Raw genomic sequence first — 14,283 nt, forward strand, 5'->3', positions numbered from 1 at the left:
CGATTGGCCCTAGGAGACCGGTCTATTCGCCGCGAATTTCGGTGAGCTTGCGTTCCCAGGCGAGCGCGTGTTCGACGATCACCGGCAGGTCGGCATAGCGCGGCACCCAGGGCAGGGTCGCCTTGATCCGGCTGTTGTCGGAAATCAGCGAATCCGGATCGCCCGCGCGGCGGCCCTCCATGCGCCGGTCGATCTGCTGGTTGGTCACGCGGTCGACCGCATCGAGCACTTCGAGCACCGAGAAGCCCCGGCCATAGCCGCAGTTCATCGTCAGCGACTGCTCCGGTTTTGCGATCAGCGCTTCGAGTGCCAGCACATGCGCATTGGCAAGGTCGGACACGTGGATGTAGTCGCGCACGCCGGTGCCGTCGGGCGTGTCGAAATCGGTGCCGAACACGGCGACATGGCTGCGCTTGCCCAGCGCCGCTTCGACCGCGACCTTGATGAGGTGCGTCGCGCCTGCCGTCGATTGCCCGGTGCGGGCCTGCGGATCGGCGCCCGCGACGTTGAAATAGCGCAGCGCGCAGAAATTGAATGGATGGGCCTTGGCCACGTCGCCCAGCATGATCTCGGTCATCAGCTTGGACATGCCGTAGGGATTGATCGGGGTCTTGGGGCTGTCTTCGGTGACGGGCGAGACTTCGGGGATGCCGTAAGTCGCGGCGGTCGAGCTGAAGATGAAATGCTTCACGCCCGCCTTCACGGCCGCCGCGATCAGCGCGCGGCTCTTGGCGGTGTTGTTGTGGTAGTATTTCAGCGGATTTTCGACCGATTCGGGCACGATGATCGACCCGGCGAAATGCATGACCGCGCCGATCTTCTGCTCGGCGAAGATGCGCGCGAGCAGGTCCGCGTCCTCGATGTCGCCTTCATAGAGCGGCACGCTCTCGGGAATGGCGAAGCGGAAGCCCGTGCTCAGGTTGTCGATCACGGCCACCGGCCAGCCGGCATCCTTGAGGGCGAGAACGGCATGGCTGCCGATATAACCGGCGCCGCCGGTGACGAGGACGGGGAGTTTGGTGCTCATGGTTCTGGAAGGCCTGTTCCCTGAGGCATGACAAGACCGCAGCCGCGGCGACGCGGACGGATAGCAGCGATTTCTGACCGTTTATCTAACGGCGTGGCCAGCGTCCACATCCGGATAAATGGGCGGATCGGATCAAACGGGTCTGCGTCAGGCTTTAGGGGGCGCCTCCGGGCTCAGCCGCCGCGGAAATGTTCGACGATCCGGTCGTCGATCGGTTCCTTGAAGCGCAGGGCGAGATGGCTGGCATCCTTGCGGGTGGCACTGGCATGGAACGGGCCGACGGCACCGATCCACAACGCAACATCGCCATCGCTGACGGTTTCGCACGCATCGGTTTCCAGATCACAGCCCTGATCCGCGAGGTCCGAAATACGGACTTTGGCGGTTTTGCTCGGGCTGATGCATTCGCCGTACAGTATCGTTGCCATAGGCATTCTCATGCGTCCGGGATCAGCCGGACCCTTCCATTTCATTTGCCGCCGCAGCTCATGCCGTCTGACGGGCGGGAGCCTTGCCCCGCTTCCTCTCCTTTACGCGCCCTAAAGGTCAGAACGGTTTCAGGCTAGTGTTCATTACATGACCAATGCTGACAGAAGCTTGAACCGGCGGTTAGGTATCGGTGGATGCACCGGGATTTCGGACGTGGCGTCAAAAAGCCCACCCCAGCCCCTTCCGCTTGCGGGAGGACCGCGAGACTTGGCGAGCCGTCAGACGGGCATAGTCGCAGCGGGGTGGGCTTTCTACCCGAGGCTGATCCCCGCCTAGGCGACTTCCTCCCGCAGGCTGTTGCCGTTGGTGGCTTCGCCGAACAGCGCTTTCACGAAGGCATCGCGCCAGAATACCACATCTTCGTCCCGTACCGAGGCCAGCAGCTTCTCGTGGCGCTGGCGCCGTTCGGAAAGCGGCATGTCGAGCGCGCGCTTGATCGCTTCGCTGACCTCGTCGATCGAGTGCGGGTTGACCAGCAGCGCGTCGGTCAGCTGCAGCGCGGCGCCCGCGAACTGCGAAAGGATCAGCACGCCGGGCGCTTCCGGGTTCTGCGCCGCGACATATTCCTTCGCGACCAGATTCATGCCGTCGCGAAGAGGCGTGACGAGGCCGATGTCGGCGGCGCGGTAGAAGCCCGCGAGCTGGCGGCGGGGATAGCCGCGGTTGACGTAGCGGATCGGCACGAAGGCGACATCGGCATGGGCGCCGTTGATATGCCCGGTCTTGCGTTCCAGATCCTCGCGGATCTGCTGATAGCTGGCGACGTCCCCGCGCGATGGCGGCGCGATCTGCAGCAGCACCACCTTGCTGGCGAGATCGGGATAGTCGCCCAGAAACCGCCCGAAGCTTTCGAAGCGTTCGCCCAGCCCCTTGGAATAGTCGAGCCGGTCTACCCCGATCAGCATCTTGCGCCCGCGCACGCTGGCCTTGAGGTGGTCGTAGGCTTCCTGGGCCTCGTCGCTCTCGGCACCTTCCACGAATTCCTTGTAGTCGATCCCGATCGGGAAGGCGCGGGCGACGATCTGGCGGCCGTCATATTCGATCGTGCCGTCCTCGTTGACGGTAAGGCCCATCTCCTTCTCGACATAGTGCAGGAAGCTGCCGAGCCATTCCCGGGTCTGGAAGCCGATCACATCGTATTCGAGCATCGAGCCCACCAGCCGTTCATGAAACGGCAGCGAGACGAGCAGGCGGGCAGGGGGCCAAGGCGTGTGCAGGAACAGCCCCATGCGGTTCTTCACACCCTTCTGCCGCAGCATCGAGCCGAGCGGCAGCAAGTGATAGTCATGCACCCAGACAAGATCGTCCGGCTCGATCAGGGGATGAACCGAATCGGCGAACCGGGCGTTGACCCGCTCATAGCCTTCGCCAAAATTGCGGTCGTATTCGGTCAGGTCGATGCGGTAGTGGAACAGCGGCCAGAGCGTGCGGTTGGCATAGCCGTTGTAGTATTCGTCGATATCCTGCGGTTCGAGATCGATCGTGGCCGTGGTGACGTCATTGATCCGCTGCATGTTGAGATGGCCGGTAAACTCCTCGGTCTCCTGCCCGGACCAGCCGAACCAGATGCCGCGATGCTCGCGCAGGGCCGAATTGAGCGCGACGGCCAGGCCCCCCTGTGCGCCCGCGGCACCGGCGGCCTTGGGCACCGATACCCGGTTCGAGATGACGATCAGCCTGCTCATTCCTCTATCCCCTGTACGGCGCGGACAGGGTTCCCCCGGTCCGGCGGGTGTCAGCGCCAGTCCCGCCACGACCGGGACAATTGCCCGGCGCAGTTGATTATGCCGACGAGCGAGTAAGTCTGGGGGAAATTGCCCCAGAGCTCGCCGGTCTCGAAATCCATGTCTTCCGACAAAAGGCCCGACTGGGTGCGGTGCCCCAGCATGGCTTCGAACAGGCGGCGCGCCTCCTCGTCGTCGCCGCTGCGGTGAAGCGCCTCGATCAGCCAGAAGGTGCAGATGTTGAAGGCGGTTTCGGGCAGGCCGAAATCGTCCTCGTTCGCATAGCGCAGCATGTGCTCGCCGCGCCGCAGCGCTTTCTGCACGGCCTTCAGCGTGGCCTGGAATTTCGGGTCTTCGGCCTTGACGTAGCGCAGTTCTACCATCTGCAGCAGGCTGGCGTCGAGTTCCGATCCGCCGAAACTGGCGGCATAGTGGCCGCCCGCCTCGTGACCTTCCACGGCGTGCCAGGCGCTTTCCTCGATGTGCTGGCGCACGGTGTCCGCCCGTTCGCGCCACAGCTTCGCGCGCTCGGCAAGTCCCAGGTGCTCGGCGGCATTGGCCAGACGGTCGCAGGCCGCCCAGTTCATCACGCTGGAATAGGTATGGACGGCCGTGCGCGTGCGCAGTTCCCACAGCCCCGCGTCGGGCTGATCGTGGGTCTTCCACGCCATCTCGCCCACTTTTTCCAGGCTGGCGAAGTCGTCCATGTTGGCGATGCGCAGCAGGCGCTGGTCGGTGAAGGCCTGGATCGAGGGGAGGACGATCTGCCCGTAGCAGTCGTTCTGCACCTGATAATAGGCCGCGTTGCCGACACGCACCGGGCCCATGCCGCGATAGCCGGGCAGGTCCTTGGCTTCCCACTCTATGATCTCGCGCGCGCCGCTGACCGCATAGAGCGGCTGGATCGCCCCGCCTTCGGCATCGTCGACGATATTGCGCAAGTAGGCGAGGTACTTTTCCAGCACGTCGAGCGCGCCCAGGTGGTTGAGCGCCTGCACGGTGTAATAGGCGTCGCGGATCCAGCAATAGCGGTAGTCCCAGTTGCGCTGCGAATGCGGCGCTTCGGGGATCGAGGTGGTGAGCGCGGCAACGATCGCGCCGGTTTCCTCGTGCTGGCACAGCTTGAGCGTGATCGCGGCGCGGATCACCGCGTCCTGCCAGTCAAGCGGGGTGGCGAGGCTGCGCACCCACAGGCGCCAGTAGTCGCCGGTGAGCTGGAGCATGGTATCCAGCTCGTGCTCGACATTGCCGCTGAACGGCTCGTCGGGGCCGAGGAAGAAATGGAGTGCCCGCTCGACCCGGAAATAGCGCTCGTCGAGCACATAGCCGACCGGCGCGTCGGTGGTCAGGCGCAGGGTATTGCGCTCGACGAGGTAGCGGATGTGGTTCGATCCGTGGGTGATCTGGGCGAGCGTCGAACCATAGCCGCTCATCGGTGTCAGTACCGTGCGGATGCGGGGCGATCCGGCGACCGGACGCACCACGCGGGCATAGGCGACCGGGCGGTAGGTGCGGCCGGCGCGTTCGTAGCGCGGGCAGAAGTCGTAGATATCGACCGCGCCGCCGCTGGCGTCTTCCAGCCGGGTGACGAGGATCGGCGTGTTGCGCAGATAGTGCTGGCTGACCGAGACCTGGTTTTCCAGTTCGAAGCGCCAGGTGCCCGCGTCCTGCCCGTCCTGCCCGCGCATCAGCGCGCAGAACGCCGGATCGCCGTCCACGCGCGGCACGCAGCCCCAGACGATCGCGCCGCGCTGGTCGATCAATCCGCTGACCTGGCAATTGCCGATCGGCCAGAGTTCCAGCGTGCTGCAATGGGGGGCGTTGCGGTCGGGCGAGATCATGCCTGGGTGTCCTCCTCAAGCGCGGTTCCAAGCCAGTCGTGGACGGCGGCGACGCCCGCGAGGCGCCAGGTGGCGGCCGTCACGCGCATCGGGCCGACCAGAATGCCCTGGCCGCCGAAGCGCCCGACGGCGCGGAAGGCATCCTCGTCGGTCACGTCGTCTCCCACGAAGAGCGGCTCGGTGCCGGCGAATTCGGCCCGTTCCATGAAGCGGGCGACGGCGCTGCCCTTGTCCGATCCGGGCATGACCAGTTCGACCACCTGCTTGCCGTGCTTTATCTTCAGCCCGTGCACTTCGGCGAGGCGCTCGGCATGGGCCAGCAGGCTTTCCATGGCATGGGGATGGTGGCGGTAATGCACCGCGACGCTGAACGGCTTGGGCTCTACCAGCAATCCGCCATGGGCCGCGGCGAAGTCGGACAGTTCGTCCACGACGTTACCGGGCAGGGGATCGGCAAGCGGCTGAACCTCGCCGCCGGCGGCGGGCCGGAACTCGCCGCCGTGCGAGCCCGCCATGGCGACGCCGAGCGGACCCAGCAAGGCTTCCAGCGCGCCCAGCGAGCGCCCGGTGACAAGCGCCAGCCGCCCGTCGAGGCGCTGCGACAGCACTTCGATCAGCCCGGGCAGCGAGCGGGCGACGACGACGGCGTCGGGATGCTCGGCAATGTCGACAAGAGTGCCGTCAAAATCGAGAAACAGCGCGGTTCGCGGCGAAATTCGCAGCGGTGGCGGCTGGGGGAGATCGCGCGGTTCGGCGCCATGTTCCGCCAGCGAGGTATTGTCGCCTGGATCGGTCATTGCGTTCAGTCTTGCACCATCGGACAGGATATGGCCACCCCCGGAGGCCAGGAAAATGCCGCAGGTGCGAAAAGCAGCGCGGCGGCTCGGAACATCCCGCTCCAGCATGGCGGGCAGCAGGCAAACGAACGGCTCACGCCGTGGTTCCGGATGGCGCGCGCGGTTGAAAAGGGCCGGAGCCGTCGCCATTGTGCGCGCCTGCGAAAGGCCGCGCGGGCCGTTACGCCAGGAGGAACAGATCTCGATTTTCGACGATGCGCAGTCGCTGCTGGCCCGGGCCGGTGCTTTCGAAGGCGGGCTTGTCAGTGCCGCGCTTGCGGTGGCCGGGCTGGTGCTGCTGGGCTGGTTTGCCAACTGGCTGGCGAAGAAGCTGGTGGTCCGCCCGATAACCCGGATCATCGCGCGCACGCCGCTGCGCAACGAGGCCAGGGATGTGCGCGCGCTGGTCACGCATCTGGCCAATGTCGTGCCCGCCGTGATCCTGCTGCAGGGCATTCCCTTCGTCGCGGGCCTGCCCGAGCGGTTCGTGCTGTTCGTGCAGGTGGTGGCGGAATCCTTCGTGGTCTTCACGCTGGCGCGGGTGCTGTCCGACCTGCTCGAACTGGCCAACGACGCCTATGAGCTGAAGCCTGGAGCCGCGAGCAGGCCGATCAAGGGCTATGTCCAGGTCGGCAAGATCGTGGTCTATGCCGCCGCCGCGATCCTCATCACCGCCACGCTGATCGGACAGTCGCCGCTGCTGCTGCTTTCCGGCCTCGGCGCGCTGGCAGCGGTGCTGATGCTGATCTTTCGCGACACGATCCTCTCGCTTGTCGCCTCGGTGCAGCTGCGTTCCAACGACATGCTGCGGGTGGGCGACTGGATCGAGATGCCGCAGCTCAATGCCGATGGCGATGTGATCGATATCGCGCTGCACACGGTGAAAGTGCAGAACTTCGACAAGACCGTCACCACCATTCCCACGCACAAGCTGATTTCCGATTCCTACCGCAACTGGCGCTTCATGCGCGAATGGGGCGGGCGGCGGATCAAGCGCGCGCTGCTGCTCGACCAGACCACCGTCGGCTTTCTTTCGCGCCGGCAGTGGGAAGACTTGCGCGCCTTTGCGATCCTGCGGCCCTACATGGATGCCAAGGACCAGGAACTGGCGGCGTGGAATGCCGCCCATGCCCATGGCGAGGGAGAGGACGACCGTCCGGCCAATCGCCGCCGGCCGACCAATGCCGGAACGTTCCGGGCCTATGTCGCCGCCTATCTCGAGGCGCATCCGCATATTTCGCAGCGGGGGACGTTGCTGGTGCGCCAGCTCGAACCGACCGAAAAGGGGCTGCCGCTGGAGATCTACTGCTTCACCGATACTGCCGACTGGGGCGAATACGAGGCGATCCAGGCGGATATCTTCGATCACCTCATCGCCATCCTGCCGCAGTTCGGCCTGCGGCTGTTCCAGCAGCCGGGCGGCGCCGACCTTGCGCGGCTGGGCGCTTGCGTGTCGGGGGATGGGCAAGTGCCCCGGCCCGACGACGCCGTCGAAGCATGATGGCCTCATTCTGCTGGCATCTTGCAACGCAAATGTCGCAAGCTATGGATATTGGCCGCACGCGGCAGGTGTGATGTGAATACTGCGCCGTTACGAACAGAATTTCTTGAAAGGTTGTGCATGAAGAAGATTGTGGCGTTCGATCTCGACGGGACTCTGGCGCTGAGCAAGCAGCCGCTGACCGACGAGATGGCCGATCTGATCACCCAGTTGCTGACGGTGGCGCAAGTGGCGGTCATTTCCGGCGGGGACTGGCCGCAGTTTGACAAGCAGGTGGCCAGCCGCCTTCCCGCCCATGCCGACCTGTCGCGTCTGTGGATGATGCCCACCAGCGGCGCCAAGCTCTTCATCCATCGGGAAGAGGCATGGACGCCGGTCTATGCCGAACTTTTCACCGAAGAGCAGAAGCGCGAAATCCTCGAAGCTTTCGACGCCGCGCTCGAAGCGACCGGCTTTACCCCGGAAGAGACCTGGGGCGAACGGATCGAGGATCGCGGCAGCCAGATCACCTTTTCCGCGCTCGGCCAGCAGGCGCCGCTCCATGCCAAGGAAATCTGGGACCCGGACTTCGCCAAGCGCAAGGTGATCCAGGCCGATCTGATCCAGCGCCTGCCGGGCGTCTCGGTCAATCTCGGCGGGGCGACGTCGGTCGATGTGACCCAGCCGGGGGTCGACAAGGCCTGGGGCTTGAAGCGCCTGGCCGAGCATAGCGGGGTTGCCGAGGCGGACATGCTGTTCATCGGCGATGCCATCTTCCCCGGCGGCAACGACTATCCGGCCAAGGCCATGGGGCTCGACACGGTTTGCGTGCGCGATCCGGGCGATACCGCGAACGTGATTATGGCCATCGTCGCCTGCCAGAAGGCCGGCTGACACAGCCTGCGGGTATCCACCCGGGAAAGGCCGCGATGCCCGCGTTCTATCTGACCCTGATCGCTGTCCTGTTCGCCGGGATCGGTGCGCGCGATCAGATGACGATCGCCGGGTTGGCGCGGGTGCAGGGGCAGCGGCCGGGCGTGCTGATCGTGGCGCTGCTCTCCGCCACACTGACGGCGACGTTCGCGGCGTGGGCGGCGCATGTCGTGCTGGCCGAGCTGCCGCCCCCGGCACGCACGATCTTTGCCGCCATCGCGCTGGGCATGGCGGGGCTGGAATCGATGGTTCTCGCGCCGCGGCGCAACCCGCGCGAGCCGACGCATTCGCTCGGCGCTCTGGCGCTGGTGCTGCTCGCGCATCAGGTGACGGACGCCGCCCGCTTCCTCGTCTTCGGCATGGGGGTGGGTTTCGCGGCGCCCATCGCATCGGGCGTCGCCGGGGTCATTGGCGGCTGCGTTCTGGCGGGGTTCGCATGGGCTTTCCCCGAGATGCTGGACAGACCGGCCGCGCGCTGGATCCGGCGGATTGTCGGGATCTTGCTGGCCATGGTCGCGCTGGGCATGTTCCTTTCGGAAATCGGCATTCTCTGATCGGAATTTACGATCGAACCAGGCTTTGTAATCGGCGTTTTACCTCATAGATCCATTCCAGCACATTACAGAGGGAACGCTGACCATGACTTCCAAGGACAATTCGAAAGCCGCCCTGATCGACAGCCTGAACGGTCTGCTGGCTGACACTTTCGCGCTCTACCTGAAGACCAAGAACTTCCACTGGCACGTGCGCGGCCCGCAGTTCCACGATCTGCACCTGCTGTTCGACACGCACGCCACCGAGATTTTCGGCCTCACCGATCTTATCGCCGAACGCGTGCGCAAGCTGGGCGGAACGACCATGACCTCGATCGGCTCGATCGCTGCCAAGACCAAGGTCGCGGACGAGGACGATACCAGCCTTGATGCCATGGCGATGGTCAAGCAACTGTTCGAGGACAACACCGCGTTCATCGCGACGCTCAAGGCGGTCAAGGAACTGGCCGGCGAGGCGGGCGACAATGCCACCGACGGGATCATCGACGACTGGACCGATCAGGCCGAGCAGCGCGCCTGGTTCCTGCGCGAAATTATGGCCTGACCATTCCGCAAGGGCAGGGGGAGTGCTAGACACGCTCCCATGCCCAAGCTTGAAATAATCGAACAGGCCGGAGACGGCGCGATTGCCGTATGGTTCGCCCAGCGCCTGCGCGCCGCTCTGGCCCTGTCGCCCGAGATCGCGATTACCGTGCCGGGCGGCTCCACCCCCTTCCCGATCTTCGACCTGCTGGCGAAGGAAGACCTGCCATGGGAACGCATTGCGGTCTGGCCGGGCGACGACCGCATTGTCGAGGAGGATCATCCCGCCAGCAATGTCGGCAAGATCCGCGCGCGGCTGGAGCCGGTGGGGGCGAAGATCGTCCCGCTGGCCGAGGATGCCTTGCCCCCGCACTTTGCCATCGCCTGGCTGGGCATGGGCGGTGACGGTCACATCGCCTCGCTGTTTCCCAACACCGATCCGCAGGCCGGCGATCCGCATCCGGTGCGCCGCCTCACGCCCGATCCGCTCCCGCCCGAGGCGCCGTTCGACCGCCTGAGCCTGACCATCCCCGCGCTGACCGACAGCGACGAGATCGTGTTCGTCATCCGCGGCGCGGACAAGCGCGCGGTGTTCGATGCGGCGGTGAAGGGCGAGCATGACTTGCCGATTGCCCGCCTGCTGAAGGCCGCGCGGCACAAAGTCACGTGTTTCTGCTGAAGCTCCTGCCGGCCCCGCTGCACCGGGCGCTTTACCGTCTTGCGGACCGTGTGCGGCGGCAGGTGTGGACGATCCTGCGTTCGACCGTGCACGGTGTGCGCGTGCTGGCGCTTGACGACGCCGGACGCGTTCTGCTGGTCCGCCACTCCTACGGTTCACGCAAATGGACGACGCCCGGCGGCGGGCTCGGCGCGCGCGAGGATCCGGTTGCGGCGGGCATCCGCGAACTGGCCGAGGAAACCGGCTGCCTGCTGGGCGAGGCACGGTTGGTGGCTGTCGTCGACGAGGATCTGCACGGCGCCAAGAACCGCGTGCATGTTGTCGTCGGGTGCACTGGAGGACCGGCTGTGCCCGATGGCCGGGAGATAGTGGAGGCCGCCTTTTTCAATCTGCAGGATCAGCCCCACGCCATGCGCGCTGGTCTGGCGGAAAACATCAGGGCGTGGGTGAAAGCCTATCGGGCGCTGGGTGGTCAGTTCAGCGAGGGGCAAAATGTGCCGGGCTTAATTGATTGAAAAGGGGGCGTTTGATAATCATTCCAGATGTTTCATAATTGCTGTTTGGATTACACATGCCTGCAAAAGTAGCTCCGGCCAGCGCAAATGCGAAAACAGGTTCGAGCGGCATCCATCAGGACCGGCAGCAAAAACTGCGTGATCTGAAGGGAGAAATTTCTCCCCATTTTCCTGTTTCAAGCTGGAATATGCACGAAACAATGATGTTCGCAGATCGCATCACTTTGTCGCGCATTCTGTATTACAACAATATATATCAACAGATTCTCGGCGTTTCCGGTGTGATATGTGAATTTGGCGTGCAGTACGGCGCCACCATGTCGCTGCTGACCAACATGCGAGGCATCTATGAACCCCACAATTATCTGCGGAAGATCGTCGGCTTTGATACGTTCTCCGGTTTCGCCCATGACTTGAGCCGGGCCGAACAGGAGGCAGGTTGGGAACCTGGCGATTTCAGCGTGCCTGCCGGCTATGCCGCGACATTGACCGAACACCTTCAGACCCAGGAATCCTACTCCCCCATTCCCAATGTGCAGAAGTTCGAGCTGGTGGAAGGCGATGTCACGAAGACGTTCGATGAATGGCTGGAACGCAACCCCCACGTCGTCATCGCGCTCGCCATCTTCGATTTCGACGTTTACGCGCCGACCAAGCATATCCTGGAAAGGATCATGAAGCACATGCCGAAGGGCGGGGTTTTGGCCTTCGACGAGATAAATCATCCCTTGTTCGCAGGCGAGGCTCTGGCCGTGAAGGAAGTGCTGGGCGTTGATAATCTGCGTCTTTGCACCGATCCGAATACACCGGCGAGCGCGTGGCACATCATTACCTGATTTCTTTGTGGTGCAGGGGATGGGAGCCTGACTATCCCGCCAATTCGATTGCGAAAAGCGATGACGGACTGCAAAAGTGTCCCGCCTTTTTTTTTGCCCGCGCCGCCTGCGCTTTCCGTCACAGCAACGATAGCTGTCCGTCCTTCGCAGGCCGTTCCTCGCTCTCCCCGTGTTCCAGCGCCGACAGGGTCAGGCCCATCAGCCGGATCGGCTGGGGCAGGGGCATCAGGTCTTCGAGCAGGGCATGGCCGATGGCCGCAAATTCCGCCTTGTCCGCCACGTAGTGGGGCAGCGAGCGGGCGCGGGTGAGGGTCTTGAAGTCGGCATAGCGCAGTTTCAGCGTCACCGTGCGCCCGCGCGTGCCGGCGCGTTCGATGCGTTCCCAGACCACGTCGACGATGTGGTCCATCGTTTCGCGCAGCGCCTCGGGCTCCTTGATGTCCTCGAAGAAGGTGCGTTCGCCGCCCACCGACTTGCGCGGGCGGTTCGCGCGCACTTGCCGCAAGTCCACCCCGCGCGCCGCGCGGAACAGGTATTCGGCGAAGCTGCCGAAGTTCGCGCGCAGGAAAGCCAGGTCTTTCGCCGCGAGGTCCGCCCCGGTCTCGATCCCCAGCCGCGCCATCTTCTCGGCCCCGCGCGGGCCGACGCCGTGGAAGCGGCGCACCGGCAGCCCGGCGACGAAAGCCGCGCCTTCGCCGGGGCGGATCACGCAGAGGCCATCGGGCTTGTTCTGGTCGCTGGCGAGCTTGGCGAGGAACTTGTTGTAGGACACGCCCGCGCTGGCGGTGAGGCCGGTTTCCGCCTTGATGCGGCGGCGGATTTCCTCGGCAATGCGCGTGGCCGAGCCGATGCCCTTGAGATCGGCGGTCACGTCCAGATAGGCCTCGTCGAGCGAGAGCGGTTCCACATGCGGGGTGTATTCGAGGAAGATCGCCCGGATCTGGCGGCTGACGGCGGTATAGACGTCGAAACGCGGCTTGCGGAAGATCAGGTCCGGGCACAATCGCAGAGCCCGTACCGAAGGCATCGCCGAACGCACTCCGAACCCGCGTGCCTCATAGCTGGCCGCTGCCACCACGCCGCGCCCCGACGATCCGCCGACCGCCACCGGCTTGCCGCGCAGCGAGGGATCGTCGCGCTGCTCGACGCTGGCGAAGAAGGCGTCCATGTCGACATGGATCACCTTGCGCAGCCCGTCGGCTTCCTCTTCCTCATGATCCGATTGTCCGGCTGGCGGCGACATGCCGGCAACATAGACAGTGGGCCGGTCTCGCGCCATCGTCCGGTGTCGAATTGGCTGGCGCTTTCTTCGCGCTTGCGGCATGCGCAGAGCCATGCATTCCTCCGATGCGCCTCTTCCCTCCGATCAGTCAAAACGCTTCCCCATGAAGGAGGCGGAATTCGTCGCGCTCATGGCTTCGATCCAGGCGCTGATGGCGCTTTCGATCGACGTGATGCTGCCGGCACTCGGGCGGATCTCCCACGATCTGGGTGTGTCCGATCCGAACGAGCGCCAGTATATCGTCGGGGTGTTCCTGATCTGCTCGGGGCTCGCCTCGCTGTTTCCCGGCGCGATTGCCGACCGGTTCGGGCGGCGGCCGGTTCTGCTGACGGCGGTCTCGGGCTATGTGGTGCTGTCGCTGGTCTGCGCGGTTTCGGGCAGTTTCGAACTGCTGCTGATCGCGCGCGGCGTGTCCGGTGCCGTCACTTCGGCCATGCTGGTGCTGCCGATGGCGATCCTGCGCGACCGCTTCGATGGTGACCGCATGGCGCGGACCCAGTCGATGATCGCGATGACCTTCATGGTCGTGCCGATGATTGCGCCCTCGCTAGGCCAGGCCGTGCTGCTGTTTGCCAGCTGGCGCTGGATCTTCGGGATCATGGCGGTGATGGGGACGGTCGTTTTCATCTGGATTCTCGTCCGCCTGCCCGAGACCCTGCGGCCAGAATACCGGCAGGCGATCCAGGTGAAGGTAATTGCCGGCAACATGGGGCTGGCGCTGCGCGAGCGCGCATCGTTCGGATACTTCGTCGGCGCGGCCTTCGTGCAGGGCGCGCTGTTCGGCTACGTCAACAGCGCGCAGCAACTGGTGGGTGAACATTTCGGTGCCGGCCGGCTGTTCCCGGCCGTGTTCGGCGGCATGGCGCTGGTGATGGCGAGCACCAACTTCGTCAATTCGCGGATCGTCGAACACTTCGGTGCCCGGCGCGTGTCGCATACGGCGCTGATCGCCTATATCCTGCTCGCCGGATTGCATCTAATCATCGCGCTGCGCGGCGAGAGCCTGTGGATCTTCGTGCCGCTGATGACGGCGACGATGTGCATGATGAGCTTTATCGGCGCGAATTTTCAGGCGATCTCGCTCCAGCCTTTCGTGCGCATTGCCGGGGCCGCCGCTTCGATCATGTCGTTCCTGCGCACCGTGCTCGGCGCCTTGCTCGGCACGCTGATCGGGCAGGCTTACGACGGGACGGCCCGGCCAATGCTGGCCGCGATGGTGGTGTGCGGGACTATAGGGCTGCTGCTGGTGCTCTATTCCGAGCGCGGGCAGCTGTTCCGCCGCCTCAACCCGCCCGGTTTCTACAAGAACAACCCGCCACCCTCCGCACACTGACGGCTGCGGGCTGGCTACATGCGCCGCCCGCGGAAAAGCTGGACGAGGCCAACGACGATCGCGACCACCAGCAACAGGTGGATCAGCGCGCCGGATACCTTGAACACGATGAAGCCGAGCAGCCAGAGCGCGATCAGGATGGCGGCAATGGTGAAAAGCATGAAGGTTTCTCCCAAAAGGTCTTCATGCTGAACGCGCGAAAGCGGCCAAGGCTGCCCCAGAGCCGCTCCGG

General features: G+C 64.6%; 15 protein-coding genes. 8 read left to right on the top strand and 7 right to left on the bottom strand.

What is annotated here, in order from left to right; translation table 11 throughout:
* Positions 1 to 22: 22 nt before the first annotated feature.
* From galE to otsB, 5 genes are all read right to left on the bottom strand, one after another.
* Entirely contained in the window at positions 23 to 1,027 is a 1,005-nt protein-coding gene (gene galE, locus NN5_RS21605) for a UDP-glucose 4-epimerase GalE (protein ID WP_067738153.1), read from the bottom strand.
* Positions 1,028 to 1,200: 173 nt separating this feature from the next.
* Complete coding sequence (locus NN5_RS21610) at positions 1,201 to 1,455, bottom strand: hypothetical protein (protein WP_067738156.1); 255 nt, start codon at positions 1,453 to 1,455, stop codon at positions 1,201 to 1,203.
* 333 nt (positions 1,456 to 1,788) lie between these two features.
* Positions 1,789 to 3,201 carry an alpha,alpha-trehalose-phosphate synthase (UDP-forming) gene (otsA, locus tag NN5_RS21615; protein WP_067738158.1) on the bottom strand — a complete coding sequence of 471 codons (1,413 nt, stop codon included), beginning with the start codon at positions 3,199 to 3,201 and terminating at the stop codon, positions 1,789 to 1,791.
* 50 nt (positions 3,202 to 3,251) lie between these two features.
* Positions 3,252 to 5,081, bottom strand: a complete 1,830-nt coding sequence (locus tag NN5_RS21620) for a glycoside hydrolase family 15 protein (RefSeq protein WP_067738161.1) — start codon at positions 5,079 to 5,081, stop codon at positions 3,252 to 3,254.
* On the bottom strand, positions 5,078 to 6,067 hold the full coding sequence (gene otsB, locus NN5_RS21625; RefSeq protein WP_245656651.1) for a trehalose-phosphatase: 990 nt from the start codon (positions 6,065 to 6,067) through the stop codon (positions 5,078 to 5,080). Before otsB ends, NN5_RS21620 begins: the two co-directional genes overlap by 4 nt.
* A gap of 79 nt (positions 6,068 to 6,146) precedes the next feature.
* Between otsB and NN5_RS21630 the strand changes: the two genes are divergently transcribed.
* The 7 genes from NN5_RS21630 to NN5_RS21660 all read left to right on the top strand — a co-directional run bounded on the left by NN5_RS21630 (position 6,147) and on the right by NN5_RS21660 (position 11,436).
* A complete protein-coding gene (locus tag NN5_RS21630; RefSeq protein WP_444543913.1) occupies positions 6,147 to 7,418 on the top strand; it encodes a mechanosensitive ion channel family protein in 1,272 nt (423 codons plus the stop codon).
* A gap of 120 nt (positions 7,419 to 7,538) precedes the next feature.
* Positions 7,539 to 8,291: an HAD-IIB family hydrolase gene (locus NN5_RS21635; RefSeq protein ID WP_067738164.1), complete on the top strand. Its 753-nt coding sequence runs from the start codon at positions 7,539 to 7,541 to the stop codon at positions 8,289 to 8,291.
* Positions 8,292 to 8,326: 35 nt separating this feature from the next.
* Positions 8,327 to 8,884 carry a hypothetical protein gene (locus tag NN5_RS21640; protein WP_067738167.1) on the top strand — a complete coding sequence of 186 codons (558 nt, stop codon included), beginning with the start codon at positions 8,327 to 8,329 and terminating at the stop codon, positions 8,882 to 8,884.
* 85 nt (positions 8,885 to 8,969) lie between these two features.
* Positions 8,970 to 9,428: a Dps family protein gene (locus tag NN5_RS21645; RefSeq protein ID WP_067738170.1), complete on the top strand. Its 459-nt coding sequence runs from the start codon at positions 8,970 to 8,972 to the stop codon at positions 9,426 to 9,428.
* 39 nt (positions 9,429 to 9,467) lie between these two features.
* On the top strand, positions 9,468 to 10,085 hold the full coding sequence (locus tag NN5_RS21650) for a 6-phosphogluconolactonase (protein WP_067738173.1): 618 nt from the start codon (positions 9,468 to 9,470) through the stop codon (positions 10,083 to 10,085).
* A complete protein-coding gene (locus NN5_RS21655; protein WP_084385095.1) occupies positions 10,073 to 10,600 on the top strand; it encodes an NUDIX domain-containing protein in 528 nt (175 codons plus the stop codon). Before NN5_RS21650 ends, NN5_RS21655 begins: the two co-directional genes overlap by 13 nt.
* A 56-nt stretch (positions 10,601 to 10,656) precedes the next feature.
* Positions 10,657 to 11,436, top strand: a complete 780-nt coding sequence (locus NN5_RS21660; RefSeq protein ID WP_157081256.1) for a class I SAM-dependent methyltransferase — start codon at positions 10,657 to 10,659, stop codon at positions 11,434 to 11,436.
* Positions 11,437 to 11,554: 118 nt separating this feature from the next.
* On the opposite strand, the gene dinB is transcribed toward NN5_RS21660, so the two are convergent.
* A complete protein-coding gene (dinB, locus tag NN5_RS21665) occupies positions 11,555 to 12,679 on the bottom strand; it encodes a DNA polymerase IV (protein WP_067738188.1) in 1,125 nt (374 codons plus the stop codon).
* A 91-nt stretch (positions 12,680 to 12,770) separates the two neighbouring features.
* Here dinB and NN5_RS21670 point away from each other — a divergent pair, with 91 nt between their 5' ends.
* On the top strand, positions 12,771 to 14,051 hold the full coding sequence (locus NN5_RS21670) for a multidrug effflux MFS transporter (RefSeq protein WP_067738178.1): 1,281 nt from the start codon (positions 12,771 to 12,773) through the stop codon (positions 14,049 to 14,051).
* Positions 14,052 to 14,065: 14 nt separating this feature from the next.
* Here NN5_RS21670 and NN5_RS26055 read toward each other — a convergent pair whose 3' ends face one another.
* A complete protein-coding gene (locus tag NN5_RS26055; RefSeq protein ID WP_157081257.1) occupies positions 14,066 to 14,212 on the bottom strand; it encodes a lmo0937 family membrane protein in 147 nt (48 codons plus the stop codon).
* Between the last annotated feature and the right edge of the window lie 71 nt (positions 14,213 to 14,283).

Source organism: Novosphingobium naphthalenivorans NBRC 102051, from assembly GCF_001590985.1.
Lineage (GTDB): Bacteria > Pseudomonadota > Alphaproteobacteria > Sphingomonadales > Sphingomonadaceae > Novosphingobium > Novosphingobium naphthalenivorans.